The organism is Deltaproteobacteria bacterium, from assembly GCA_016874735.1.
Lineage (GTDB): Bacteria > Bdellovibrionota_B > Oligoflexia > Oligoflexales > CAIYRB01 > CAIYRB01.
This window is the reverse complement of the sequence record VGTI01000011.1, coordinates 59,706-84,156: the sequence shown is the minus strand read 5'-3', so window position 1 is coordinate 84,156 and position 24,451 is coordinate 59,706. Positions and strand designations below refer to the sequence as shown.

The 24,451-nt window shown below is 53.5% G+C and carries 22 protein-coding genes and 1 tRNA gene; 12 read left to right on the top strand and 11 right to left on the bottom strand.

Annotation, left to right across the window (positions count from 1 at the left end; all coding sequences use genetic code 11):
* Nucleotides 1-3: 3 nt before the first annotated feature.
* The 3 genes from FJ146_07695 to FJ146_07685 form a co-directional block, all read right to left on the bottom strand.
* Nucleotides 4-2,085 carry a hypothetical protein gene (locus FJ146_07695; GenBank protein MBM4251839.1) on the bottom strand — a complete coding sequence of 694 codons (2,082 nt, stop codon included), beginning with the start codon at nucleotides 2,083-2,085 and terminating at the stop codon, nucleotides 4-6.
* Between the two features lie 154 nt (nucleotides 2,086-2,239).
* Nucleotides 2,240-3,025, bottom strand: coding sequence for a hypothetical protein (locus FJ146_07690; protein MBM4251838.1), 786 nt, complete (start codon nucleotides 3,023-3,025; stop codon nucleotides 2,240-2,242).
* Nucleotides 3,026-3,039: 14 nt separating this feature from the next.
* On the bottom strand, nucleotides 3,040-4,263 hold the full coding sequence (locus tag FJ146_07685) for a hypothetical protein (GenBank protein ID MBM4251837.1): 1,224 nt from the start codon (nucleotides 4,261-4,263) through the stop codon (nucleotides 3,040-3,042).
* Between the two features lie 458 nt (nucleotides 4,264-4,721).
* On the opposite strand from FJ146_07685, the gene FJ146_07680 reads away from it, so the two are divergent.
* Nucleotides 4,722-5,903, top strand: a complete 1,182-nt coding sequence (locus FJ146_07680; protein MBM4251836.1) for a hypothetical protein — start codon at nucleotides 4,722-4,724, stop codon at nucleotides 5,901-5,903.
* A 266-nt stretch (nucleotides 5,904-6,169) separates the two neighbouring features.
* Nucleotides 6,170-6,685 carry a hypothetical protein gene (locus FJ146_07675; protein MBM4251835.1) on the top strand — a complete coding sequence of 172 codons (516 nt, stop codon included), beginning with the start codon at nucleotides 6,170-6,172 and terminating at the stop codon, nucleotides 6,683-6,685.
* Nucleotides 6,686-6,723: 38 nt separating this feature from the next.
* On the opposite strand, the gene FJ146_07670 is transcribed toward FJ146_07675, so the two are convergent.
* Nucleotides 6,724-7,149, bottom strand: a complete 426-nt coding sequence (locus FJ146_07670) for a hypothetical protein (GenBank protein ID MBM4251834.1) — start codon at nucleotides 7,147-7,149, stop codon at nucleotides 6,724-6,726.
* Nucleotides 7,150-7,334: 185 nt separating this feature from the next.
* Between FJ146_07670 and FJ146_07665 the strand changes: the two genes are divergently transcribed.
* From FJ146_07665 to FJ146_07655, 3 genes are all read left to right on the top strand, one after another.
* Nucleotides 7,335-7,411 (top strand) — tRNA-Arg (locus tag FJ146_07665).
* A 109-nt stretch (nucleotides 7,412-7,520) separates the two neighbouring features.
* A complete protein-coding gene (locus tag FJ146_07660) occupies nucleotides 7,521-7,940 on the top strand; it encodes a hypothetical protein (GenBank protein MBM4251833.1) in 420 nt (139 codons plus the stop codon).
* Between the two features lie 54 nt (nucleotides 7,941-7,994).
* Nucleotides 7,995-9,749 (top strand): lipoxygenase, encoded by a 1,755-nt coding sequence (locus FJ146_07655; GenBank protein ID MBM4251832.1) that lies wholly within the window; start codon nucleotides 7,995-7,997, stop codon nucleotides 9,747-9,749.
* A gap of 4 nt (nucleotides 9,750-9,753) precedes the next feature.
* Here the strand turns inward: FJ146_07655 and FJ146_07650 are convergent, their stop codons facing one another.
* Entirely contained in the window at nucleotides 9,754-10,176 is a 423-nt protein-coding gene (locus tag FJ146_07650) for a hypothetical protein (protein MBM4251831.1), read from the bottom strand.
* Nucleotides 10,177-10,293: 117 nt separating this feature from the next.
* Between FJ146_07650 and FJ146_07645 the strand changes: the two genes are divergently transcribed.
* Nucleotides 10,294-11,103, top strand: coding sequence for a hypothetical protein (locus FJ146_07645; GenBank protein MBM4251830.1), 810 nt, complete (start codon nucleotides 10,294-10,296; stop codon nucleotides 11,101-11,103).
* A gap of 27 nt (nucleotides 11,104-11,130) precedes the next feature.
* Here the strand turns inward: FJ146_07645 and FJ146_07640 are convergent, their stop codons facing one another.
* Complete coding sequence (locus FJ146_07640) at nucleotides 11,131-11,499, bottom strand: hypothetical protein (protein ID MBM4251829.1); 369 nt, start codon at nucleotides 11,497-11,499, stop codon at nucleotides 11,131-11,133.
* Between the two features lie 131 nt (nucleotides 11,500-11,630).
* The gene (locus tag FJ146_07635; protein MBM4251828.1) at nucleotides 11,631-12,161 is read right to left on the bottom strand and encodes a hypothetical protein; all 531 of its coding nucleotides are present in this window, start codon (nucleotides 12,159-12,161) and stop codon (nucleotides 11,631-11,633) included.
* Between the two features lie 254 nt (nucleotides 12,162-12,415).
* Here FJ146_07635 and FJ146_07630 point away from each other — a divergent pair, with 254 nt between their 5' ends.
* Nucleotides 12,416-13,930 carry a proline--tRNA ligase gene (locus FJ146_07630; GenBank protein ID MBM4251827.1) on the top strand — a complete coding sequence of 505 codons (1,515 nt, stop codon included), beginning with the start codon at nucleotides 12,416-12,418 and terminating at the stop codon, nucleotides 13,928-13,930.
* Between the two features lie 20 nt (nucleotides 13,931-13,950).
* On the opposite strand, the gene FJ146_07625 is transcribed toward FJ146_07630, so the two are convergent.
* Complete coding sequence (locus FJ146_07625; protein MBM4251826.1) at nucleotides 13,951-14,769, bottom strand: hypothetical protein; 819 nt, start codon at nucleotides 14,767-14,769, stop codon at nucleotides 13,951-13,953.
* A 126-nt stretch (nucleotides 14,770-14,895) separates the two neighbouring features.
* On the opposite strand from FJ146_07625, the gene FJ146_07620 reads away from it, so the two are divergent.
* The gene (locus tag FJ146_07620) at nucleotides 14,896-16,146 is read left to right on the top strand and encodes an MFS transporter (GenBank protein ID MBM4251825.1); all 1,251 of its coding nucleotides are present in this window, start codon (nucleotides 14,896-14,898) and stop codon (nucleotides 16,144-16,146) included.
* On the opposite strand, the gene FJ146_07615 is transcribed toward FJ146_07620, so the two are convergent.
* Both FJ146_07615 and FJ146_07610 read right to left on the bottom strand, forming a co-directional pair.
* Complete coding sequence (locus FJ146_07615; protein ID MBM4251824.1) at nucleotides 16,130-17,788, bottom strand: OmpA family protein; 1,659 nt, start codon at nucleotides 17,786-17,788, stop codon at nucleotides 16,130-16,132. The two genes, FJ146_07620 and FJ146_07615, sit on opposite strands and share 17 nt — an antisense overlap.
* 62 nt (nucleotides 17,789-17,850) lie before the next feature.
* Nucleotides 17,851-18,453, bottom strand: coding sequence for a PilZ domain-containing protein (locus FJ146_07610; GenBank protein MBM4251823.1), 603 nt, complete (start codon nucleotides 18,451-18,453; stop codon nucleotides 17,851-17,853).
* Nucleotides 18,454-18,741: 288 nt separating this feature from the next.
* On the opposite strand from FJ146_07610, the gene FJ146_07605 reads away from it, so the two are divergent.
* The 4 genes from FJ146_07605 (at nucleotide 18,742) to FJ146_07590 (ending at nucleotide 23,007) form a co-directional block, all read left to right on the top strand.
* Nucleotides 18,742-19,428 (top strand): pentapeptide repeat-containing protein, encoded by a 687-nt coding sequence (locus FJ146_07605; GenBank protein MBM4251822.1) that lies wholly within the window; start codon nucleotides 18,742-18,744, stop codon nucleotides 19,426-19,428.
* Complete coding sequence (locus FJ146_07600; GenBank protein MBM4251821.1) at nucleotides 19,428-19,886, top strand: YaiI/YqxD family protein; 459 nt, start codon at nucleotides 19,428-19,430, stop codon at nucleotides 19,884-19,886. The genes FJ146_07605 and FJ146_07600 overlap by 1 nt, the downstream gene beginning before the upstream one ends.
* 2 nt (nucleotides 19,887-19,888) lie before the next feature.
* Nucleotides 19,889-21,577, top strand: coding sequence for a hypothetical protein (locus FJ146_07595; protein ID MBM4251820.1), 1,689 nt, complete (start codon nucleotides 19,889-19,891; stop codon nucleotides 21,575-21,577).
* A gap of 227 nt (nucleotides 21,578-21,804) precedes the next feature.
* A complete protein-coding gene (locus FJ146_07590; protein ID MBM4251819.1) occupies nucleotides 21,805-23,007 on the top strand; it encodes a hypothetical protein in 1,203 nt (400 codons plus the stop codon).
* Nucleotides 23,008-23,216: 209 nt separating this feature from the next.
* Here FJ146_07590 and FJ146_07585 read toward each other — a convergent pair whose 3' ends face one another.
* Nucleotides 23,217-24,335: a Fic family protein gene (locus tag FJ146_07585; GenBank protein ID MBM4251818.1), complete on the bottom strand. Its 1,119-nt coding sequence runs from the start codon at nucleotides 24,333-24,335 to the stop codon at nucleotides 23,217-23,219.
* Nucleotides 24,336-24,451 lie beyond the last annotated feature (116 nt).

Sequence of the window (24,451 nt, the reverse complement as noted above, 5' to 3'; positions counted from 1 at the left end):
AAATTACATTGGTTTTATCAGCCAATTTGACCTGACCGGGGTATTCCAATTGGCATCAAAAGGCAGCAAAAACCGGTAACCTGTTTGCTGCCCATCCATCCACACAGACCTGATTTCTTGAAAAGCCGTGCCAATGTGCACAAATTCACGACCATACCGGTACTCAATCTTGTCATTCACAATGACTGGGTATTCAATCTTGATGCGATCGCCGTCAGCGATCACGACTTCTTCTACCTTCGGCATCCCGTCGCCATCAGTGTTTCCGCTACTGCGAAAAAATGAGACCTTTGGCAGCCAACCGATGCCATCATCCACTTTAACTACCTCTTCCAAAACTTCAATATCAACAGACTGATCGTTAACGGTACCTTTGGCCTTACCACGGAGTGGCTTAATACTCTCAAGATAGACTGGTAACTCGACGCAGTCAGCCGTGTCCCAGTTGCAGAGATTGTAACGATACGCAGTTGGCTTTCCGTTATTATCAAACCAGCTAAACGCATAATCCGGTAATATAAAGCGATCTGTGATCGGAAGATACGGAGCCCGCTCGATGGTCACGGCAATATCAGCCCCGTCTATCTGGACTACCGTATAGGCATTAACTTGTGTGATCACTCCGTTGTCCGTAATTTTGGTACAAATGCCTTGGCGGTAGTCAGGGCTGGGCGTTTGACACTTACCAGGATCCTCGCTCACAAGAACTGGCGGGACGTTATCCTGGGATGAGTCTTTGAGACGACTACCAAGATTGGACCAGCCACTGGCAAGCGCCGAATCAGCCTCATCGTATTTGAACCAATCCCTTATGTTAGTTGGATCCTTGATCGATAAGCCGTAAGCAGTCGGCAACCGTCCGTCGTCCATACGCCAGACTACAGCTCTACCGATAGCATCCTTGAGCTTTATGGACTTAGCGCCTAAGTCAGCATTGGGACTGAGGTCCCATTTATCGAGTAGATCCCTGAGATCAAAAGAGTTGTAGATCTGCTGCCCCCTAATCAGTCCAGGCTCCTCGCCGAACCGCAGCACTTTGTTTGCACTGGCGAGCATCAACTGCAGCTGCCCGGATTCATTGGCTGCTGATTTAAATAAATCAGCAGCAGCGGCTGCAAGCTCCGCGATATGGCCTAACTCTACGACAGATACCGTTTTTCTGCCGTCGTTCTTTTTGTGTTCGAAGTCCCTGATCTTGGTAAAGTCCTTACTGCTGAACATCACAGATTTGCCGTTCAAATAAGCCTCACCAAACTTTGCGGCGAGATCTTTCACAGGTGCCGTAGGGTTTTGGATGATGCTGCTAATAAAGCTTCGGTAGTCAAAACCCATACCGGGTACTTTTTCCTCTGATGCCAAGAGATAATTACCTGCATCACGAAGGTTATAAGCAACCTCGACCGAGGCCATCAGGCATGCATCGAACGTAATAAGATCCACATGTAGATCTGCTTCGATAAAGGCGTCACGTATTTCTCGCGATTTCAGCAAGGTCCTGCCGTCGGCGCCTGGTCCGTGCGCTTGACCAAATCCTCCATAGCCAGCCCCGTGGTCCCAAAAATTGACGATCGTTCTCTTGTAGCCAACCGATCGTTCCTTAACTTTTTTGAGAAACTGTACCAAGGTCTCTTTTTTCGACATCGACGCTGAGGGCGAGGCATCAACAGCGCAAATGTCGTTACCGAACACTCCGTCCTGGGAGTCTTTAATCAGGCACGGTGCGTCGAGATATTTGATACCCGCCCAAGTGCTCTTTTTAGCTCCGCCCATTGCCATGAGTAGTCCTAGCGACGCCTCTTGCCCACGCGCCATGGCCTCGGATATTTCGAGTAGATCGGCGGTCGCCAGGCCCACATGATCGGGATTAGGTTTATCAGCTTTGCCATCTTCGAGATCGCTCCCGACGAAGTAATTGGCAAAGAAATATCCGAACGGATCAAGTGGCACTGTCGTACCTTGGCCCTGGGGATCACTCTGACCGCCCTTGCCACGCCACCTACCGCAAGCACTTGCCGCTGTGAAGACGACGACCGCCACCACTACCATAGCGCTTCGTTTTAATTGTGCTAGCCGATTGGGATGCATCGCAGCCAAATCCTCCCACCCTACGTCGCACCTGGCTTAGCGGCACGAAGGGGAGAAAAGTTTAGCCGTTTTTAAGAAGTGCCCAAATTGACAAAATTAACTTAACTATATTGGCAAGTAAGCTATGCGGTCTCAGCGCAAAAGCACCCCGACTTTAGGGCGTCCTGAGGTAAAAGCCGCTGCAGCCGAAGGCAGCCTTAAGGGCCAGAGTATCTCCCGCGGCCTCACCATCACGCGGCTTAGTAGCAAAATTGCAAGTTAGTGTGCCGGCTAAAAACATCTTATACAATTGCGCCGCGGTCTTCGTGTCTGGATCCGTTCCCGAGAGACCACTATCGACCGATTCACTTTTGGCAAAGCTGAGCGAACACGTAGACGACGTGACCGTCGTCAAAAACTCATGGCTCTGGCCGTTGATCGACGTCGCATATGATACCCACTGACTTGAGGCACCTTCATGGGAGCGATCATCGATCGTGATCGTTGTTCCCTCCCGTGGAGGCGTATCGTCGGCAATCAAGACGGCGAGACTTCCTGTATTTGCGTCTCGTGGTGATTTACTGTCGAAACTCAAATAGAGGTGTTTACCCTTCAGTTTGGCAGCCTCCTCCGGACTGAGGATCGCCCCAGCTGGAAATCCACCAGCCCTATCGACAAATGCGCAACTCTGGATGGCTAGTTCCTCCAAGTTCAGGCGCTCGATACCTGTAGGATTTTGTAGGTTGGCCTCTGTAAATTTTGCACCTGATTGGAACCAATCAGGTTCTTTGATCACGGGGGGCTTATTAAACCAATCAGGCTCCTTCCCGGCATCATCAGGGCGCGCTTGCCCTGTGGTGGACTCACTTTTTGCTGTAGGACGTGCGTCAAGAAGGCCTGACTTGCAATGCAGTAACAAGACGGAGCCCAGCGCTAGCATCGCATGTTTATAAATGGACACGACTATCCCCCCCCTCAAAGTAGAAAACCACCAACGGCCTGCTTCTTGGTCTGTAGCGTAATGGGTAGCTGCGCTTCTAAAGCAGCTAATGTTTGCACGACGATATTCTCATGCTTACTCAGGAGACCAGAGAGCTTTGGCGGGATCAGAGCCTCACCAACTTGGTAATAGATCTCTATTTCGCGCAGCATCTCCGCCGCTTTGTCGTAGTGTTGATTCTTGATCAGCGTGGTAGCGCTCTGAACCAAGACTTGACGATAAAGTAGATGCTCACCGCGCCCCCTTAGATCAGCGAGCGCCGCATGCAACTGGGCAAAATCATCCTTAGTGTATTTGTCGCCAGAGGAAATTTGCACCAATTGCCGGGCAAGCTCATGCAAATCGGCGCGATCAACCTGACGCGCCAAGTAACTGCTGCGCTGCAAGAACTTGTGACGGCTACCGATATCGCTTGCCTCTATGAGTGCTGCAAAGACCTGCCATTCGAGTCTGTAGAAGTTTGCCGCTGCCCCCAAATTATTTGCTTCGAGCCACGCTATAAAGTCCTCGTAATACGCCTTGGCATCACCAAATGAGGCGTCGGGAATTAAAGCAGAAATCTGCAAGTAGCGCGCCTCAAGCGCCACATCTGACGAAAGATCGGGTATGGCCAGCACCTCTTTGATCGGCCCAGATGCTAACGACTGATAGCCAAGAATCAGGAGAATCCGTGCCTTTAGCAAGAGAAAGGTTTGCCGGAGATGTGGCTTTGCGATTTTGTCGAGCGGGATTTTTTCCGCATGTTCTAGGGCTTGATAGAAGCGTTTTGTACGCAGATAGGTACGCGCTATATTTAGGAGACATAAAGCTTTGCGATCAGGATTGTTTTCATGCAGTAATGCCTCCTGATAGCGTTCAATAGCGTCATCAAATTGCAGATTATCGTGACAAAAATTACCCCAAAGGATGGCGACATCCTTTTTCAAAAAGCTTAGCAAACGATTGGCGCTGCTAAGCCTAGCAAAGATCTCGTAGGCAGGCTTAAGCTTACCTAAGCCGTCGCGGTAGTCTGTATGGAAGCGTTGGCGCACCCAGAGCACTTGGGCGAATGCTAGTTTAAGTTGTTCTGGTGATTCTCTACTCTGTGCCAGAATCACCATTTGGTCTGCAAGCCACTGGCGCTGATCATCACGTGCTAGGCTTTTCAGCTCTGAGATCATGTCATCGCGTAGCTTGACGACCTCGCTGACTTTGCTCATCGGCACGTGTTCCTTGATTAACGGCGGACGTTTTTTTAATGGTTGGGCGGCAATATCCTGAATTCATTGTACAAACAATCCGCGTCTTAAGCCAATAAGCGCCTCCGGCGGGGCGCCTCACATGACGGTCCTGGACGGCAACTAATAGCAATAACTAGACAAACTAAAAGACGTGCAGGGCTTAGCTCCGGCATTCATCGTCCACGACCCTAGATAGCATGACATTACCGCGGGTTAGCCGTGCCAGCGGTCCAAACTGACCCAATCTCTAGACAGCCTGAAAAGTCCCCCAACGAGGCCAGTATCGGGCAGGTCTGGAGTAAATAGTTCCCTGGAGTTGACGCCTTAGCCGCCCCCACTCACGGATCGAGCACGCAGCGGCATGCCGGTTGCAATGGTTAAAGTCAAACAGGCAGTAAGGTACAAAACATAAACCAGATGGCAAACAGGAGTCGTTTATGAAACACAAACTCACCAAAGCGAACATCAACACGAACATCAACCTATCAGCAACAATCCTCATCGCCTTGGTAGCAAGCTTCAGTGTTGGCTGCGACCATAAAGATCCAGCCGCAAATGCGCCAAAGGATCAATCGGAGCAACCACAAGAAGAGATTACACCTATCGCACCTAGCACCCAACCGGCAGTTTCCCACCCCGTCAATGCCACGCCGCCCGTCAACACGACAGGTACTGCAAACGCCACTGGCACCACAAACGCCAGCGGCACCCCCGCCGCACCCAAGATAGTTGCACTTGTAGATGACGGTGGGTTCTTGAAACTTAGCGATCTCGAAGCTCCGGCTGGACATGGCGTGAATATCCTCAGTGACGTCGATCTCGTCGAATCGCTACGGCGGAACACTGGCCTCTACAATGTCTTTCCCTCGATGAATGCCGTACCTGCTGGCGACGTACCTGCTGATCGTGAGTCGGTTACCAACGATTCTTCAGAAGATTGTTTAAAGCCTCAACACTCTGCTAAATGGGTTGCGAATAAGTTATCGGCAAAACTGGCTTACGCTATCGACACCTCTGAGTGTGAAAAGAAGAAAAACACTGACCTCACGTACAACAAGTATACCTCCGTGGTAAGAGCGTACATGTACCTCACCTGCGAAGGTGGTGACCTCTCGGCCATGAACGGGAAGACGCAGGCAGAAATTGCAGATTCCCCGCTCTGTCCGCAGTTACAAAGAAGATTTGAATTCCGCAGTGATGTCGAATCTGATGGGGTTAATGCTGAGGGAATCCAAATCAAAACCAAAGTAAGTAACATTGTGTTTATGGGTAGCAAGGATCTAGGCGGTTGTAAGATTAAGCACGTCGACAACAAGCAAATTTTGAGCGACGACTGTATAGACGTGACAATGACTGCTTTCTCCACGAGCGCTGAGTATGAAGGTGTCGAGGTTTTTAATAGTAAAACATACGATCTTGAAAAACTGTCCTACAAAGGTGTAGTCGACGACATGTCATCACAAGACAACATCTGGCATGAATCGGGCAGTATCGACATCGAAAAAAATAACTGGGCTGGGACGATCACCTACGCTGGTAGTAAAGTGAACCCAACATACGACGCCTGGGCGAACCTGGAAATGATATCTGGCGTCCTGGCCCCTGCTGACGGCGAATAAGAAACAGGCAAAGGCGGATGCTAGGTAGGTTAAAAACGCAACGAGTTTAGCACTCGTTGCGTTTTTGTTGCGATACCACGACTTTTAGCCAACCGACCAACTTTTAGTCACCCACCGCCAGCCCCTGCTTGGCCCATTTCCCCGGCGCTTATTGGCACTTACCGGTCCCCCACCCCCCTGGCAATGCACTTGCTAGATGGAGCTTGACCCGTTTCACGGGCCGTGGCCAAATATTGATAATGACCTGATCACACATGAGTTGCCCTATGTTGCGCTGCACACGACCAATGATTTCAGCCCTAATAACCCTGCATCTGTACGGATGTGTCACGAGCACGCCCGAGGTCGCGACAGGCGATGACGAAACGGCCATCGAAGCGACCGGCAGCGATGGCAAGGCCACCAAAAAAGGCGGCAAGAAAAAGCAACCCGCCGTCACTGATGAATTCCGGATCGACCCGCTCCCAGCTCTGGGCGACGGGGCTGATGATTTCCAAGATCTAGATAAAAGAGCCGAGGCCTACGAGAAAGAGGCTAAGGTCGAAAGTGAAGATGCCCGTATTGAGCGCGAGCTGAGAGAGATCCGCGAGGCCGAAGCAAAATCCAAGATCGTCGAGGAGCAGCTGGAGGCCCAACGACAGGCTGAAGCGCGCCGCAAAGCACGTGAGGAATACGATGCCAGCCTCGAGCACAATCGCAAGGTGCAGCGTGCTGCTGAACAGAAGGCCAAAGCCCTCAAAGGCATCGACAAAGATGAACTCGAGTGGAACGGCCTAAACTAAAAGACCGCACCTCAAACGCCACGACAAGCGCAGCTAGGCTACCAAGACTCTAGCTGCCCGATTGTAATGCCAACGGTCTCAAACAGTGCCACGGAACTCGTATTCCGGTAGTGATGACCAAAGTAGACCTGCTTGACGTTACCAAGGTTGATCAGACGTTTGGCGCAGGCCGGACAGGGCATGTGAGTCACAAAGGCAATCTTCTCGGTCACCCTCGGACTATCGCAGTTGATGACGGCGTTCTCTTCTGAGTGGAGGCAGCCACAGTTGCCCGGCTCGTCACGGTCGCAGCAGTTAGGCAGGCCCGTGGCATTGCCGTTGTAGCCGACGGCTAGGACCTTGCGGAAGTCGAGGCTGGTGATGACCGTCCCGACTTTGAGCCGCTTACAGGTCGATCTTTCCGCCAAGCCAAAAGCGAGCCGCATATAAATCTGCTCAAAACTCGGTCGCGTCGCTTCGGTCATACCTGTACAAGTCCCCTGATCTACGTCCCTAGTCTAAGTCCCCTAAATGTCTAGCTTCCGGGACATACCACCACACTCAACCTTTGGAAAGCGGAGATCACCGGATCCGCACCGCAAGTCAGGTCCAGACTACCGAGATTCTGATGACAGGCCTCTTACCCTGGTGTAACCTACGGCGTCATAGGGGCCCCTTAGCTCAACTGGATAGAGCACCGGATTTCTAATCCGGCGGTTAGACGTTCGAGCCGTCTAGGGGTCGCCATTTCCCCTTCGCCCTTGCCTACATCACCCTAAAGTTTTTGCCCACTAAGCCGATCCCTTCAACAGCCAAGCACATCCCCCAGATTACTTTGCGCGAGAAGGTATAAGTCATGGCCAACGCCGGATGGAGTCACTGCCACATCACGCCTCTTTTACTCACGGTATTTTTGGTCCTTTTCGGCCAAGCGTGCCGCACGACCAAAGGATCTAAACTGGACTCTTGGGCCCTCGATGGTAGCGAGGACAAAGCCGAGCAATTCATCGTCGCCACGGTCTACAACCACTTCCCCAACCTTCCCGAGGACCGCACCGTAGCCAAGAGGTTTGCTCGGGGCCTCATGGATAAACGCGAAGTCCATGCCGAAGAGTCGGAATACGTCCTCTCCGTCAAATCAGCTCAGGGCGCCGAAGCCCTTGAGAGTTACGTCGTCCTCGAGTTCGCTAGCTCCACCAATGTTTTGGAGCTAGCAGGTGTTCCCTCGGACCTAAAGTACTTAGGGCCAGCCCCTGACCAAAGCGATGTGGAGTAAACATTTTTTAACGATCATTGGCGCCATTTGTGATGACTAGTGGAGACTTGTGACATGGCACAAACCTTGAGCTTGCCCCAAAAAGATGCCCATCTTAGCCACCGCACGGAACAGCTGCTTGCGCGCCAAGCTGAGTACCGGCTGGTAGTGCGCCGCGGCCTACCTGTGGGTGAGGCCTTTCATCCGCGCGACAAGCCGGGACCATCCTGGGCCCTCAAGCTACTGGTTGCTTGTTACAAAAACCGCGCCAATACCGAAGAGTATTTGAAGATCTGCGGACGCAAGTTTACTAACGACATACCTAACAAAGCCCCCAAAGAGCTCGCCAAGATGCTCCTCAGCAAAGATTTCTCGGAAATTCTTGGGTACTATATCCCCCGCATGGGTCTTGTCACATCGGGAAGCCCGCGGCCAAACGGACTCGACGATTATCGTAAAGTCTTTCAAAAAGAACCACTCCCGAAGATCGCCGAACACTTTCTCGAAGACTGGGTATTCGCCCGTGGCTTTGTCGCTGGGCCCAACCCCATGGTGCTACGCCGCTTAGATGCTCCAATGGCTAAACTACGGATCACCAATGAAGTCTTCGCAAGGGGACCAGATTTCAGTAACGACTCACTTACTACCGCCATCAGCGACGGCAGAGTTTACATTGCCGACTACGCTATCGCCGCCGGCTTACAGAACGGCGTGCATCCCCAACAACCTAAATTTCTGACCGCCCCGATCGTCATGCTAGCAGTGCCGCGCGGCGGCCGCTCCTTAGTACCCATTGCCATTCAAACCGGACAAGCGGCCGAGGCGCCTATCGTCACCCCCTTTGATGGATGGACCTGGCAGATGGCTAAACACGCCGTGCATGCCGTGGACGGCACCTATCAAGAAGTGGTCAGCCATCTCGGCCTCACGCATTTGATCCTTGAACCTTTTGTGGTCGCGACGCGACGTCATCTGGCGGAGCAGCATCCGCTTTACGCATTACTCTCGCCTCATTTTGAAGGGACGATGCCCATCAATGCTCTGGCGTTTGGCCGTCTCATCAACGAGGGCCAGGACGTCGATACGTTGGTCGGTTGCACGATGCCTAGTGCCTATAAGTTACTGGGCGAATCACGACTTAATTTCAGCTTTAGTGACGGCTACGCTCCACTCGACATCGCCAGCCGTGGCCTCGATGATGTGTCACGTCTGCCGGATCACCCCTACCGCGACGATGCTCTTCTTGTTTGGCAGGCCATCAGGGGATGGGTCAATGACTACATCGAGCACTTCTACAAAACCGACGACGACATCGTACGTGATCATGAGCTTGGCAACTGGACCGCCGAACTCGCCGATCCCGCGAGCGGTGCCATTAAGAATCTGGGCCAAGGTGGCAGGATCAGGACGCGTGAGACGCTCAAAGACGTCGTCACCATGGTGATCTTCACGGCTTCGGCTCAGCATGCTGCGGTCAACTTTGCGCAGAAGACCGATATGGCCTTTCATCCCGGATATCCGCTAGCGAGTTACAAACTCATACCAGACAGCAAGGAGGCATCTGAGCAAGACTACTTAGATATCCTGGCACCAATCGATGTGGCGTTTAGATCACAGCAGTCGCTGATCTTTCTCGGCAGCCTTAGATACGGACGCCTCGGTCACTACGGCAAAAAATACTTTGCCGATCCGGCGCTCAAGGGTCTTATGCTCAAGTTTCAGGCGAAACTAGGCGAAATCGAATCGTCTATCTCAGCTAGAAATGCGCAGATGGCTCTACCATATATCCACCTCTTGCCGTCGCAGGTGCCGCAGAGCACCAACATTTAGTCGTTTACCCGAGCAGTGATTCCGCCTCAGTCACGTCGGGAAGGTCGCCCTCGGTTGGATAACCGGTCCACACGAGCTCCGTGGCACTGCCGTCGTGGTACTCAAGAATATTGGTGCTGACGGCGAACTCTTGCACAAGATAGCGCGCGAGATCGTCCTCGGACGGATTACCCTGACTCCAGAGTGCTTTGATATACTGGGCCGACTCTGTCTGCAAATACCGATCGTCCTGAATCCGCGCGACGAATAACGCAACGGTTCTGCGCGCCGCGTCGGGTAGCTGATAGTTTTCGACTAACTGCTCGATCATCCACGTGGCGCAGTCAGGCGAACGGAAAAAATCCCAGGTGAAAACAACGCCCGGTGCGATGGTAGCGGCTGCAATCCCAGACCTGAGAAATCCTCGTCTCGTTACGCCGTCGGTCATCGTCGTCACCTATCTGCGCATTGTTGCATGATTAGCTGTCTAGTATAGTCATGAGATACTAGTCAGTAGAGTATAGTTGATAGCATACCTAGATGATACTTCAGCAAAGGGTTTGATTTGAAGTCTAAAACAATATTATTTTGTGTTGCTACGCTTACCTTGGCTCCGCTCAGCTGTAAACGGCCGGGGACGAGTTCATCATCAGCACTGCTGACAACTAAATCTCAGCCGGCTGTTGAGGAAGTGCTGCTGACCGAAGGCAGTAATCCCGAGGTCAAAAATCCGCCCAATCAGGCGGCAGAAGATTTAGACCCGAGCCGCCACACGCTTGGAGACACCTTTCCAAGGGCGGAGGTCGGTTCTTTCCAGAAAGCTGGCAGCAATCTCACTGGCACACCTTCTGAGCTGCAAGGCATCTGGTGGATGGACGGCAATCCACTGTCAGACGAAACAGTAAGCTTTGCCACGGTTGATTTCGGCCAGGAGCGCCCCCTGCTCCCCGTGTTCGGTCTCAATGCATTTACATTTCACGCCGGTGACAATGCCGACGCCAGTGAAACTAAGCGTGGCAACATGGCCTTCTCCCTTGCGAGGAAGTTTTCGTTGATCTACGAATTTCAATTTGATGGGACCGCTGCTAAATACGAGAGCGCCAAGATCGTCCCGACCATCGTCATGAAGGTCGGTCCTTTCGCCAAAAGGTTGCGCGTATCCGATAAAATACTTGGCTTCACCATGAGACGTACTGGCCCACATCTATACTCTCGTGACAATACCGTGCGCGGCGAGCCAATTGATAGCTACCTCTTAAAACGCATTCTTGTGCCCAGTGCAGCCGATCCGAATATTCTAGAAAAGACCGAGTGGTGGGACCCCTACGTCAATCAAAAAACGCCGACTCATCTGCGCCTCACCAAACGCGGATGATTACCGCATTGGTCTGAGTCCGAGAGATCAGACGGCCAGAATCAGCGTCACCGGTACAACTTTAACGACGTTTCCTAGCTGCACAGCCCTGAGGTTGACGACGGCGAGCGAGGCCAAGAAGAGATCGTAGGCCTCGTTGAATAACATCCGTCTTGGCGCAAAGATTTGGATCTTAGTGTTGAGACTTGGCTCCATCACAAAGTTGTAGCCCGACCACTTAGACACGTCGCGCAGGACGACGCTCAGAAGCGTGGGGTCAGGGTAGTTCATCTCGATGATGGGGACAGGCGCTGGGCGCAGCGGTACGGCCGAAGTCGCCACCTGCGTCCCAGTCGGTGAGCTACTTGGTTCACCGGCGGGTAGATCATCAAGATTGTCTGTCGATCGTCCAGCCACCCTTTGACCTTTCTCCCCACCCCACGCGAGCTACCGTTTAAGGCATCGCAACAGTCGGGGTCTCGTCTGGTCTTCGGCCGATCTTTGGAAATCTTGAGAAGATTTTTGCTATATTCAATAAATTAGCGTCGTTACGCCCGTATGGGGCGCGGCCAAGCGCTTACCGGTAGCTGCCGCGGCTCGAAGCCACGCCCGGGAACGAATGACCTATTGGAACTCATGCTGCGCCCATAGATGTGCAGCGAGATAGCGCAGTCGCCACCAGCGTGCTCGATCTTATGGACGTCGCGTGCCGGCGGTAGGTTGTGCATGACGGCACCGGGACCGATAATAGCCGAATCCAACGGTTCTGGATTGACCTCACAGTCGGTGTAGTTGGTGACTTTTAGCTGATTTTGCAGCACCAACTCAACACCCCACGTCCCATGGTCGTGGATGGGCGTTGCGTCACCGGGCCCCCACACCAGAGCCATGATGACGAAATCAAAGTCCGGATCTTGGTAGCAAAGGTACCTGCCCGGACGCGGGTTCGGCTTGAAGAGGAGCTCTTCGCTGAGACGAGGGAATGCGGCGCCCACTAGGAGCTCTATCGATTTGATGGTCGGTGCGTCGACCTCGCCAGCCCCTACGACCTTGCGTAGCTGTTGGACCAAATTATGCACAAAAACCTCGCTCAAGTGTCTTTTCGGCAAAATCCAAGATTTGCTTGAGAACGCTACCTGTATGTCGGTTGATTACGGCTATCATAGCAAAAAGATTTGCCTTCATTTAAGGTATTTCGAGGTCGCTGGCTAGCAAAAACGGCATTTGCTGTTTCGCCGCCTGGGCCACCAGTAGTATCTAAGGATAGCAACGGCGGCGGGCCCACTGGCCAGCACAAATTCCACCTGAAGTTGACGAGAAGCGAGCGCAGACGATGGCAGCAAAAACCGCAATCACTCCGACCCGTAGCGATGATTATCCCGAATGGTACCAGCAGGTGATCAAGGCCGCTGACCTGGCTGAGAACAGCCCCGTGCGTGGCTGTATGGTCATCAAGCCTTGGGGCTATGCCGTATGGGAAAACATGCAGCGCGTCCTAGACAAGATGTTTAAAGATACGGGCCACGTGAATGCCTACTTCCCCCTACTCATTCCGCTCAGCTTTTTGGAGAAGGAGGCCGAGCACGTCGAGGGCTTCGCCAAAGAATGCGCCGTCGTGACGCACCACCGCCTGGAAGCTAAGCCGGGAGGGGGCCTCAAACCCGCAGGCGAGCTCGAGGAGCCTCTCATCATCCGCCCCACATCGGAGACTATTATTGGCGCATCCTACGCCAAGTGGGTGCAGTCCTACCGTGACCTACCGATCCTGGTGAACCAATGGGCCAACGTCATGCGCTGGGAGATGCGCACACGGATGTTCCTACGGACGTCGGAGTTTCTCTGGCAGGAGGGCCACACGGTCCATGCCACTGCGCAAGAGGCGATGGAAGAAACCATGCGCATGCTCGACGTCTACGCTGACTTTGCCGAGAATTTCATGGCGATGCCAGTGATCAAGGGCGAGAAGACGCCGGAAGAGCGGTTCCCCGGTGCCGTCAATACGTACACGATTGAGGCGATGATGCAGGACCGTAAGGCGCTGCAGTCCGGGACCTCGCACTTCCTTGGGCAAAATTTCGCCAAGGCCTCTGGTATCAAGTTCCTCAACCAAGAGAGTCGCGAGGAGATCGCTTGGACCACGTCGTGGGGCGTCTCGACCCGGTTAGTCGGTGGGCTACTGATGACGCACTCTGACGACGACGGTCTGATTCTACCGCCGCGCCTGGCACCGCATCACGTGGTGATCATGCCTATCTACCGTAACGACGAGGAGAAGGCGTCGGTGCTTGAGTTCTGCAACGGTCTGAAGGCCGAGCTGCAAGCACAGACTTTTGGTGGCAGCCCCGTCGAGGTCAACCTGGACCTCCGCGATCTCCGCGGTGGCGAAAAATCTTGGCAGCACGTCAAACGTGGCGTGCCGCTTCGGGTTGAAGTGGGACCGCGCGACGTTGCATCGGGCTCTGTTGCAGTGGCGCGCCGCGACCAAGAACCAAAAGCTAAGATGTTTATACCGCGTGCTGAGTTTGTCGCGACCGTCGGCCAGATCCTGACCGATATGCAAGCTAATCTTCTAAACAAAGCTCGCAAATACCGCGACGAGCACACGCGCAATATCGACTCTTGGGATGATTTTGTCTCCTACTTCACACCGAAGAACGAGGACAAACCAGAAATTCACGGGGGCTTTGCCATGTGCCACTGGTCGCCAGGTCCTGAGGCGCAGGACAAGTTAAAAGATCTCAAAGTGACAGCACGCTGTATCCCACTCACGGGCGAAAAGGAGAGCGGCAAGTGTCTCTTTTCCGGTCGTCCGAGTCAGCAACGCGTGGTCTTTGCCAAGAGCTACTGAAACCATCTGAGTACCGATCTTTAGGCTGACTTTAGGGTCTGTCGATCGCTGGGAGCTAGCGGTGCCGTCGCGGCATCGTAGGCTCGCTGGCAGCGATAAAACGGGATCCGTGGGTTTAAATGGTGCACTCCGTGCACGTTGTGGCCCACGAGTATCACGCTTAAAAACCGACTGGGAAAGTTGCGCGTGTTGCTAACCGGACTCGTCTCCTGGTGCGGATGATGGGGAAGCCAATCGAGAAAGAAGGCAGTAAACCCCATACCCAAGAACGACGGCATCATAAAGCCATATAGGGAAACATCAGCCCAGGGCGTGGAGAGTGCCGCCACCGCAGTTATCCAGAGTCCAAGGAGGATTACAATTTCCTTCATAAGCTCGGTGCGCGGACGGTCGATCTTGACCAGGTAACAGTACAGATAGCGAGGGTAAATCGTCGCGCAACGCAGAAGCAGCATAACTGGATTTTTGGTGGCCACCCAGTGATCCGGATCGTTCGCGGGATCATTCGTGTGCTGGTGATGGGTCAAGTGTATGCGGCGCACGGCGGCAAATGGAGCCATAAACATGACGCCCGCAACTGCACCGATAGCCGCGGTTAACCAACCGCCGCGCCCTTTGCCCTCGATATTTTCGTGCGCTGCTTCGTGAAAGACGGTGAAGCTATAAAGGTTACAAACCGTCGCCACCAGAAGTAGCGCCAGAGGCGGCAGTACTCCGACCAAGGTAGCGTAACAGGCGGCACCAAAGACACTCCATGTGCCAACGGCTAGCGCCAAGGTCGGCCAGGCAAAGCCACCAACGTAGCTACGTAGTACGCGGATATTCATCTGGTTCGTCATGTCACCCTCCCTGTTGCCCCGCCCGCCGATGGTCCCAAGGTCTTGAGGCAAAGATTCCCTAAATCCTCATCGGAATCCCTGGGTTAAACTTTAGCCCGGGACTGACCTAGCAAGCCGCGGGCCAACTTGATAAGGTGCGGAGACTTTTGCATTTACCGGAGTCCGGCAGTGAACTTAGAGCCGCCACCCCCCAACCCAGTTACCAACGAGCCAGTGCTCAAACGCCGCCTGGTTCTTTTTCTTGCGACGAGCGTTGGCATCATTGTCGCCAATGCCTATTACGTGCAGCCCATTCTTGCTGAGCTGGGGCGTGAATTTGCGTTATCGCCAGAGAGGGCAGGCCAAATCGTTATGACAACGCAGCTCGGCACCGCTTTGGGTATGCTCACCGTAGTGCCTTTAGGCGATACGCGTGAGCTGCGCTCACTGATCACGGCCTTACTTGGGCTCGCTGCCTGCGCCCTTATTGCCATGGCGACGGCATCCTCAGCGCAGACTTTATTTTTCGCGAGCTTCGCCGTGGGCATGTCGACCTCCATTGTGCATCTGATTGTGCCGTATGCCGCACACCTGGCGCCTGAGAGCATCCGGGGACGGGTGGTAGGTACGGTCCTGAGTGGCCTACTTATGGGCATCCTGTTAGCACGCACGTTCAGTGGACTAACGGCAGGAGTCTTTGGCTGGCGTGGTGTTTACTGGGTCGCTGCAACAATGATGGTGACACTGGCCGTCCTGGTTTATCGCTGGTTACCGCGGCGCCCACCTGTGGTGCATCTCAAGTATTTTGTGCTGCTACGTTCTGTGCTTGATCTAGCCAGGCAACATGCAGCGCTGCGCGAATCTGCCGTGACTAGCGCCCTGCTGTTTGCCGCCTTCAGCGCTCTTTGGACGACGCTTGCCTTTTTACTGGAGGCGCCACCTTTCGGTTACGGACCTGAGGTGGCCGGACTTTTTGGTTTAGTAGGTGCCATCGGTGCAGCAGGTGCTCCCATCTTCGGGCGCCTCACGGATAGTATCGGCGCGAGGGCTGCCTTAGTTTGGGCGCTATTCCTTACTCTCGTTGGCTTTATCATCCTCGGTTTATTTGGGCGAACGATTAGTGGACTCATCATCGGCATCTTGGTGATGGATCTCGGCGTGCAGTCCGGACACGTGGCTAATCAAACACGTATTTATGGTATCGATCCGCAAGCACGTGGACGCCTGAATACAGCCTACATGGTGACATACTTTACCGGTGGAGCAACGGGCTCAGCACTTGGGGCTTTCTTTTGGCAACATGCAGGGTGGCTAGGTGTTAGTACCTTTGCCATTTCTGTGGTGGCGCTCGGGCTCGCGATCATGAAGCGCAACACTACCGTCAGCGTGACGGCTTGACTGCTTGAATGACAAACTCGACACGGCGATTGCGGCCACGGCCGAGATCGGTCTCGTTGCTGCTGACGGGATCATCAGGGCCAAATCCCTTGGCCGTTAGACGCCGCGGGTTAACGCCCTTGGTAATGAGATAGGCCTGCACGGCGTTAGCCCTGGCGAGAGACAGTTTGATGTTCCGATCGCGGGCACCTACGTTATCGGTGTGGCCCTCGATGGCGAGTAATTGTATCGACTCAGTGTCACTCAAGATTTTTGCCAGGCGATCAAGATCTGCATAGGACTGAGTCTTGATCACCGCTTTCTTAGTCTCAAATTGAATCGGCGGCACCTCGAGGCGTACGATGATCGATAGCTCGCCGCGTGACCTGGGTGTCACCTCCACGAGGCTGGTGACGCCCGGGGACACCACGAGTTGCTCACTACGTTTAGAATAACCGCTGGCCTTCACATCGAGCGTATAGATCCCCGGACTCATCGCCTGAAAAAATGGACCGCCCCCCATCACCGTTCCGGACAGAACGGCCCCTGATTTTGTCGTTAGGGCACTGCCACCACGTAAACTAAAGGCCACGTCTTTGCGCTTCGAGTCACGCAGATTAAGACGTAGCGAACCGGGATCGTTGCTGCTCACTTCTGGCGGCGGGATTTCCGATTCGACAAAAGGCTTAGCCGGTGGCGTAACCTTGCTGACAGTGAACTCAATCCCGGCAAACAACCGCGCTACCGGCGCACCATAGCCGTCTCCCAGGCCCCGACCTGCACCAAGAAAAATTCCCATCCGGTCGCCCAGCGGCTTAGCGCTGATGCCGACCTGAGATTCTATCGATGTGCTGAGCGCCGCCCCTGCCTGCCAAGTAACGGAGCGCCGCCCCTGCCACGAGGCGAAGGCGCTGAGTCCCGATAAGGGCTCGATCATGTACGAATAGCCAAGACCAAAGCGCCATTCGGCACCAAGTTTCTGACCGTAAAGTGATTGATCGCTGCGATGCGCATAGTCAAAATTTGCCGCAATATAATTATTGGGTGTTAGATACTGATCATAGAGTAACTTTAAGCCCCCACTAACAGCCCCGTCACTACCCGCGGTGAGCGACGTCCCATCAGTCGGCACGGTGGTTGAGCGCCCTAATTTCATGACGGGTGCCAAGGCGACGCTGCGACCCGTAAATGGCACAGCGCGCGGGATCAAGGTCCAGCGCAGTGCCACTTGCGCATCACCGACCTGCCCCTTGGTCGCGGCATTATTGGTTGCGGTATTCATGCTACCATCGGCACGCTGCGCCGTGACCCAGTTGACCGGAGCCGACGCCAAGATGCCTAAATTTGCTGTAAGACCGCACGACGGGGCGATAGTCAGTGCACTAAGCGCCTTCAGTTTAGCGCCTGCCACCGCTTGATCCTCCTGCTGCAGCGGCTCGCGCGCATGATTAGCATAAATGCCGGCCCAGCATTCCCCCGGTTCTAGTGCTGCTGCACCAAGGACGGACACTAGCGGATTGTTGTCGGCGAATGGTGCGAACGTTTGCAAATCGATGCCGTAGGCCGCGGTCCCTGAGCACGCCCACGTGAGTCCCAACGCCCACAGATAGGCCAAAAGGCCATATTGCAGCGTCAGTAAACTGTTGGCTCGGCGCCCCTGCATCTTGCTCAGTCCTCTTTTAGTGGTAGCAACGGTATCGTCGCATTGAGGACTAAACTTGAGGACTAATACCGGTGACTAGGCCCCTCTAGGGTCTCAAGGAGCGCGACGCGGATCGGATCAGGAAGTGACCACAAAAGATCGCGCAGCCATGGCAGCTGCTCTCTTGGCAGGGTCGCCGCTGGCATACCCACTGTCACAGGCGACCAACCTTGCGGTGCATACGATCTTAACTCCAGTCCTTTATCTTCGGTCCAAGTGTAGATTTGATGGCTATGCTGCAGGATCCACTTGTCTAAACGCTTTGTTGTTGGGCTTTGCCAGGTCCAGAGGTTTAAGTCCTGTTGTCCATGAAACCACCTTTTACCAGCCTCAGATCCAAGGGTGGCTGACGCTTCTACTGGCTCTAGTGATCTCCCCAGAGCCAAGGGCTCAGTTAAAGCACGGATACGCAGCAGAGATTCACCCGTAGTATCGGTAAACACCAGACCGGCCAGGTCACCAAGTTGCCACACCAACTTAGCTTCGGTGCGGAGCAACACTTGTCCCCACTTGAGGTTCATCGTGAGAGGGAACGTGGGCACCTCGATATCGCTGCCGATTTTGACACGCAGCCCGGTCAGACTGATATCGACGACGGGCCAGATGGCATTACCGAGTACCACCATCCTGCCTTGAGGAACCTCGTAGCGCTCGGTGCGTCTACGACTCAGTCGCGGTGACCTTAGACTCGGCCTGCCGCCCCCTGATCGTCGTGTCCCTACTAGTCGTTGCAATAATCCCGATAGCTGCAATGCTCGTCCCCCTTGTCAGCTTCGGGTTCTGCTATTAAAAAAGCTTAATACCTTCAATGAAAAAAGTTTATTCTACAATAAAATCGGACATTTGAGCTTGCAATCCTAAGTAAATCCGGCGACACTCTAAGACACCGCAATCACTAGTGAGGGATCCCAGTCATGGAAACGACGGAACTTTCGGGCGACGCCACCGAGCTCGCTCCCGCGCCTACCGAGGCCCCAGTCAAATCCAATAAGTTACCGGAAATTCCCATCGCACATGTGGCTGTCGTGACTTGCCTCGACGATTTGCAAAAGGTACTCGCCGCTCATCAAAAATGGGCGGAGGCGGTGCTCGACCCCAATACTGAAGTCGCAAGCGGTCGCGCCAACCTTACTAATGCTGACTTGCGCGGCTACGAACTAGCCGGCGTCAATCTAAGCGGCGCTAACCTGAGTGGTGCCAATTTAGCTGGCTGTGATCTTGAAGGTGCCAATCTCAGTGTCGCCAATCTGCAAGGAGCCGTACTGGCCTGCGCCAATCTCCGCGGCGCTAAACTACGGCGCGCGCGACTCGAAGGCGCTGATCTGCGCGGTGCCGACTTGACCAACGCTAACCTTACTGGTGTTGATCTCAGCAAGACTCTGATGAAGACACCAGAGAAGCCCGTAGACAACACGCTAGCCGCTGCGCCGGCCCCGGCCGAGTCTTTAGTTGCTGAGTCAGATGTTGGCGCGTCATTAGTTACTGAGCCATTAACTGATGAGTCAGTAGCTAATGAAGCTCAGGCAGCATCTGAGGACGAAGCTGACACGACTCAGCCTCTTCCCGACGAGCCCTTGGTTTCAGGTAACGTAGTGCTCTGATGCGTATATGGCTTGATAACGACGGCTGCCCTCAAATTGTCCGCGACATTGTCTTTAAGGCATCGCAAAAGCGTAGGATAGCCGTAGCTGTTGTGGCCAATAGGTATATGCACGTTCCGGCCGGCGGCATAATCCAAATGATCGCCGTATCCGGCGCCTTTGACGCGGCGGATAACTATATCGCGGAGAACGCCGTTGCTGATGATTTAGTGATTACGGCCGATATTCCGCTCGCCAGTCGTATCGTCGAAAAAGGCTGCATGGGACTAAACCCCCGCGGCGAAATTTACACCGAGGCCAACATCAGAGAGCGCCTCGCCATGCGCAACCTCATGCAGGAACTGCGCAGCGGCGGCGAGATACAAGGTGGCCCCGCACCTCTCGGCGACCTCGACAAGAAGCGCTTTGCCGATGCCTTTGATCGCGTCGTGACGAGTTTAATCAGCAAAGGAGGTTGACGGTGAGGCCTCTGCTCCCTTTGATCTTAAGTAGTCTGCTGGCCGCTCTTGCCGCATTTGGCTCCGGCAATGAGACGGCGCAAGCCTGCTTCCCGCTTGCCGCAGTCGGCGCTGCTGTGATTTCGCTTATGGCATTTTTTAGCGCGCAAATTCAGGACTCAGCCCTAGGCGGCGGCCTCGCGACGCGCCTAAAGGCGGGGGGGCGTCGTTGGACGCTGCCTGTCGCGTGGTCAACTCTACTGGTGACTTTAAGTTATCTCGCGGTCGGAGGAGAGGTCCGCGTCCTTACGGACGAGAGCACCCTACTCAGCACGGCGCTCCACATTTACCTCACAGGCAAAGCCCAGTTGATCAATATCGGCCTCTACTTTAACGACCAATTTCTGCCCGTTGGACTGCAGACACCACTACGCCCCGTGCTTTATCCCTTGCTGGTGGCACTTGTGCATATGGTCACGGGCTACCGCTTGGCAAATGGCTTTGTGATCAGCTTTCTCGGCATGGTGGTTGGCCTCACAGCTGTGATTGGTTTAACGAGGACGTTAGGCCGCTCCATAGTGGGCTACCTTGCTGCTGCACTCATCGCCACTTTCCCTTTGGTAGCTTTGGCTACCACATCGTGTGGGCTAGAATCACTCAATCTAGGATTAGTGCTGCTCACCCTATATTTCTTGCTTCATTTTGTGCTGACGCCGTCCTGGCAGCGGTTTGAAGCCGCTCTCTATGCCAGTATTTTAGCCGCACAGTGCCGCTACGAGACGGCTTTACTTGTGCCCGTAGTTGTCAGTGCAGCTGTCATGTATCGCGGCACACTGAGGTACGTGCGGCCGTCCTATCGTCTCCTCGTGGCTCCGTGGCTGCTCGTGCCTTCGGTTTGGCAGCGTCTCATCTCAAGCTCAATCAACGGGGGAGACAAGGTCGATGCCCCGTTTGGACTTCAGTACCTTTGGCCTAATCTTCGTCACGCAGTGGAATTCTTCACGCCGTCGTGGCCATCTCTCTATCCCATAAGTAGTACCGTAGTCGTCAGCGGCCTGGTCGGTATCGGCCTGGCTATCGCGCGGATAGAGGCAGGAGAACATGCAGTAAGATGCAAGTACCGTCGTTACTTCACTCTCACCGGGGCCTACATCTGCGCGACGCTGGTCATTCACTGCCTCTATTACGTCGGTGATCTGCGTGAGCCTCAACTGATGCGCATCGGGGTCATTTATGCGGCCATGTTTGCCCTGTTTGCAGCCTATTTACTAGTCATGATTGCCAGACGCCCGGTCCAACAACTGTTGATGGTCGTACTCACGACGGTCATTTGCTCGCGCGGTCTCGCTATAGCCGCCGTTAATGCGCACGGCAAAACGCACGCCGGTTATCTGGAATATAAACGCAATCTCGCCCTCATCGAGAGCTATCCACGTGACGGCACGCTGGTGATCGACCACCATCCTGTCATGTACGTCCCGAGTCGCTACGGAACTGTAAACTTCGAGTATGCCAATTCAGCTACTGCACAGATTCTGAGTCAGCTAAACGCCAAGATTTTACAGCATGTGCTGGTCATCCAGCGGATAAATAATCAAGAGCCATCGGCAGTTACCCGCCTTACCGATGCGTTCCAACTCACTCCGCTTGTCGAATACCGGACGACGGCAGATTACACGGTGCGTATCTCACGCGCGGAGCCGCGGCATTAGCAACCTTCTGAAGTCCGATTTTCCCCTACAGTTTTGGGGGGCTAAGAAAAAATATAAAAAAGGACTCAAGTTTATCCAGTCGCTATCCGATCTTGCACATATCAGTTCGGGAAGGCAATCGATAGATGAGCCCAGATCATAGTGTGAACAAGCCCCGGTCGCAACGTCACTGGTAACAACGTGATGTGACGCTAACCGCCTGGGGATCTCATCTGGGAGGACTATTGGTGACTGACTCTATCATGACCTCTGGTAACTGGAAGACAGTGACTACGGTAACCGAAGCCACAGATTGCATCGACCGCGGGGTATTAATCAACTCGCAGGAAGTCTGCACACTAAGGACTCATCTCAACACAAAATCCGAAACTGAGATCATCCGTCATTATGCTCGCCGTTTGGCCGCACAGGGCGGAGACATCCATCATGCCAAAATCATCGTTGAAAGCGTCATCGTATGGCTTACAGGGGCAGGGACCGAAAAGCTCATGCACACCTTTCTCGAAGAGTTCTGCGCCCAGCGTGGCTCGGACGAGGCAAGTTGGCTACTCGTAGACCTGGCTCTGGGTCATGCACAAGTCGACTCGGATGAAGCAGACGCACTGTTGGAAACCGCGGTGGCAATCATATGCGAACTCGGACTCACGTTCCGCGATTATAACCGTGCTTACCCAGGAGAGTTGCACGAAGTAGACGACTTCTTGGAGCATGTCGCCAACGCCTTGATTACGATTCAGGACACGCAGAACATGAGCATTAAGTTGTGCCTGTTTCATTTTTTTGCGCTTTATGAGCATGGGCATGACCACCACGCGTTTATCAGCCGCTTCATGAGCCGTTTTGGCCGCAGCGTACTTGATCATTTGTTGAATCTTGTTTTTGAACACGAAGACGATACGACAGCGCGCCAGTTTCTGATTGAGAACCTTACCTATGTGCTAGGGTCTGATGCCGCAAGCCAACGTATCGTTGCAGCTAGCTTCGACCATTTCATGATGAAAAATCCGGAGCTATGCGCAGAATTCATGCGTCAACTAGGAGACGCTCTCTCGTCTCTCGACGACCCGAACTTTAACCATGCGGCGCAGTCATTCACCCGACACCTTACGGCGTTGCTCGCTACGATACCCGACGAGGATCAACCACAATCTGCGCGCGATCTGATCAGTACGATTCTGATGTTCCAGCATTGGTCATGTTTTCAAGATTGTGTCGCATCGATGCGCCAAGATAAGTCAATCCCAAGACATTTTGTCATTTTCCTGGAACGGGCATTAATTGAAATGGATAAGACGCAGCAATCCGCGAACGACAAGGTCATACCACTACATCTATCCAAGCGACGCCGCCGTCAATTACTCAATGCACGCTCCACCTGGAGCCAGCACACAGACGAACGCTGCGTCAGGTGTATGCGCTGCTGTGGGTGATTATTAACGAGATCGGAAACCATGTGACGCCTGAGCTTAAACTCAGGCCTAATTCCCCTTGGGACCATCGGCGAACCACCATCACCGGCACCTGGCATTCTATCTGAGAAATATTTTCTGATTTGCGCTTAAAATATGGGCGCTAACCATCACATCTAAACAACTAAAGAGGAATTAAATGGAGCGATTCTTGGTATCTCGTCCGTGATTCAGGTTCGTTTATCCATGATTAGTTCATATGCAGTGCTACGTCCACCGGCAGGCTTTTTTCTAACCAACCCAAATGCAATGAGTTCCGTCACATCGCGCAAGGCCGTGTCAGTCGAACACTTAACAAGTTTGGAATACTTCAATGTAGTAAGATTGCCGTCAAAACCATCCAAAAGTCGGTTTACCACAAGAATCTGCCTAGCATTTAGCGGCACATTACGGAATCGGTGCCAAAATTCACCTTTCAGGAGTACGTGGCTTAATTTAGCTTCCGCACCGGTTATTGCTGTCGCCAGCATCTCAAGAAACCACTCGAGCCAACGAGAAATATCCAGTGTCCCTTTTTGTGCATGCTCGAGCTCGTTGTAGTAATCGTTGCGGAAATTGAGAAATTGATTGGATAGACTATAAAATCGCCGCGAACATTGCTCTGACTGCGCCAAACACATATCTGTGATGGCACGTGCAATGCGCCCGTTGCCATCATCAAAGGGATGAATCGTGACAAACCACAGGTGAGCCATACCTGCCTTAATCACAGGTTCCAAATTGCCACTAGCGTTAAACCAAGCCAAAAACCTTTGCATTTCACTGTCGACACATTTCGCCGGTGGTGCTTCAAAATGCACTTGCTCCTTGCCCACAACACCAGAAATTACCTGCATCGGTCCATTTTTGTCTTCGCGCCAGGCTGCCACTTTGATGCGTCGGGTGCTGGAATAAGGGGCAGGAAAAAGCGCAGCATGCCAGCCGAACAGGCGATCTTGCGTGAGCGGTTTATCATACATCTGCGTGGCATCGAGCGTCATCGCAACCACGCCGTCAACGTACCGACCGGATTCTTTTAATCCTGCAACTTCAACGCCGAGCTGGCGTGCTACCGAAGAACGTACCTGGCTCAAGTCCAAGTGTTCACCTTCGATGGCGCTACTCTTAACAATATTGTCTGACACCATATCTAAGGAAGCTTCGTCCGCGTAGGGGAAACCCAAGGCAAGCATCCGCCCCACAAGCCGCCCCTGTTGTAGGCGGATGGTTGAGACCTTAGTAATTATGCCCTCAATATTCCAAGTGAATTTTGGCCAACCTTGACGCTGATAAATGTACCGTACCGACATGTTAAGACCTTTTTGCGGTGAATAAGATCTATATTTACCGCAAATAACGCGGTGAATAAAGCAGTTATTTACCGCAAAACTATTCTCGTGGCGCACCCATCTCAGCTTAATTGGGC

Coding starts and splice junctions, on each gene's coding strand:
- FJ146_07695 (MBM4251839.1), bottom strand. CDS start 2,085: ATGCATCCCAATCGGCTAGCACAATTAAAACGAAGCGCTATGGTAGTG.
- FJ146_07685 (MBM4251837.1), bottom strand. CDS start 4,263: ATGAGCAAAGTCAGCGAGGTCGTCAAGCTACGCGATGACATGATCTCA.
- FJ146_07680 (MBM4251836.1), top strand. CDS start 4,722: ATGAAACACAAACTCACCAAAGCGAACATCAACACGAACATCAACCTA.
- FJ146_07675 (MBM4251835.1), top strand. CDS start 6,170: ATGTTGCGCTGCACACGACCAATGATTTCAGCCCTAATAACCCTGCAT.
- FJ146_07670 (MBM4251834.1), bottom strand. CDS start 7,149: ATGACCGAAGCGACGCGACCGAGTTTTGAGCAGATTTATATGCGGCTC.
- FJ146_07660 (MBM4251833.1), top strand. CDS start 7,521: ATGGCCAACGCCGGATGGAGTCACTGCCACATCACGCCTCTTTTACTC.
- FJ146_07655 (MBM4251832.1), top strand. CDS start 7,995: ATGGCACAAACCTTGAGCTTGCCCCAAAAAGATGCCCATCTTAGCCAC.
- FJ146_07650 (MBM4251831.1), bottom strand. CDS start 10,176: ATGACCGACGGCGTAACGAGACGAGGATTTCTCAGGTCTGGGATTGCA.
- FJ146_07630 (MBM4251827.1), top strand. CDS start 12,416: ATGGCAGCAAAAACCGCAATCACTCCGACCCGTAGCGATGATTATCCC.
- FJ146_07625 (MBM4251826.1), bottom strand. CDS start 14,769: ATGACGAACCAGATGAATATCCGCGTACTACGTAGCTACGTTGGTGGC.
- FJ146_07615 (MBM4251824.1), bottom strand. CDS start 17,788: ATGCAGGGGCGCCGAGCCAACAGTTTACTGACGCTGCAATATGGCCTT.
- FJ146_07610 (MBM4251823.1), bottom strand. CDS start 18,453: ATGGTGGTACTCGGTAATGCCATCTGGCCCGTCGTCGATATCAGTCTG.
- FJ146_07605 (MBM4251822.1), top strand. CDS start 18,742: ATGGAAACGACGGAACTTTCGGGCGACGCCACCGAGCTCGCTCCCGCG.
- FJ146_07600 (MBM4251821.1), top strand. CDS start 19,428: ATGCGTATATGGCTTGATAACGACGGCTGCCCTCAAATTGTCCGCGAC.
- FJ146_07585 (MBM4251818.1), bottom strand. CDS start 24,335: ATGTCGGTACGGTACATTTATCAGCGTCAAGGTTGGCCAAAATTCACT.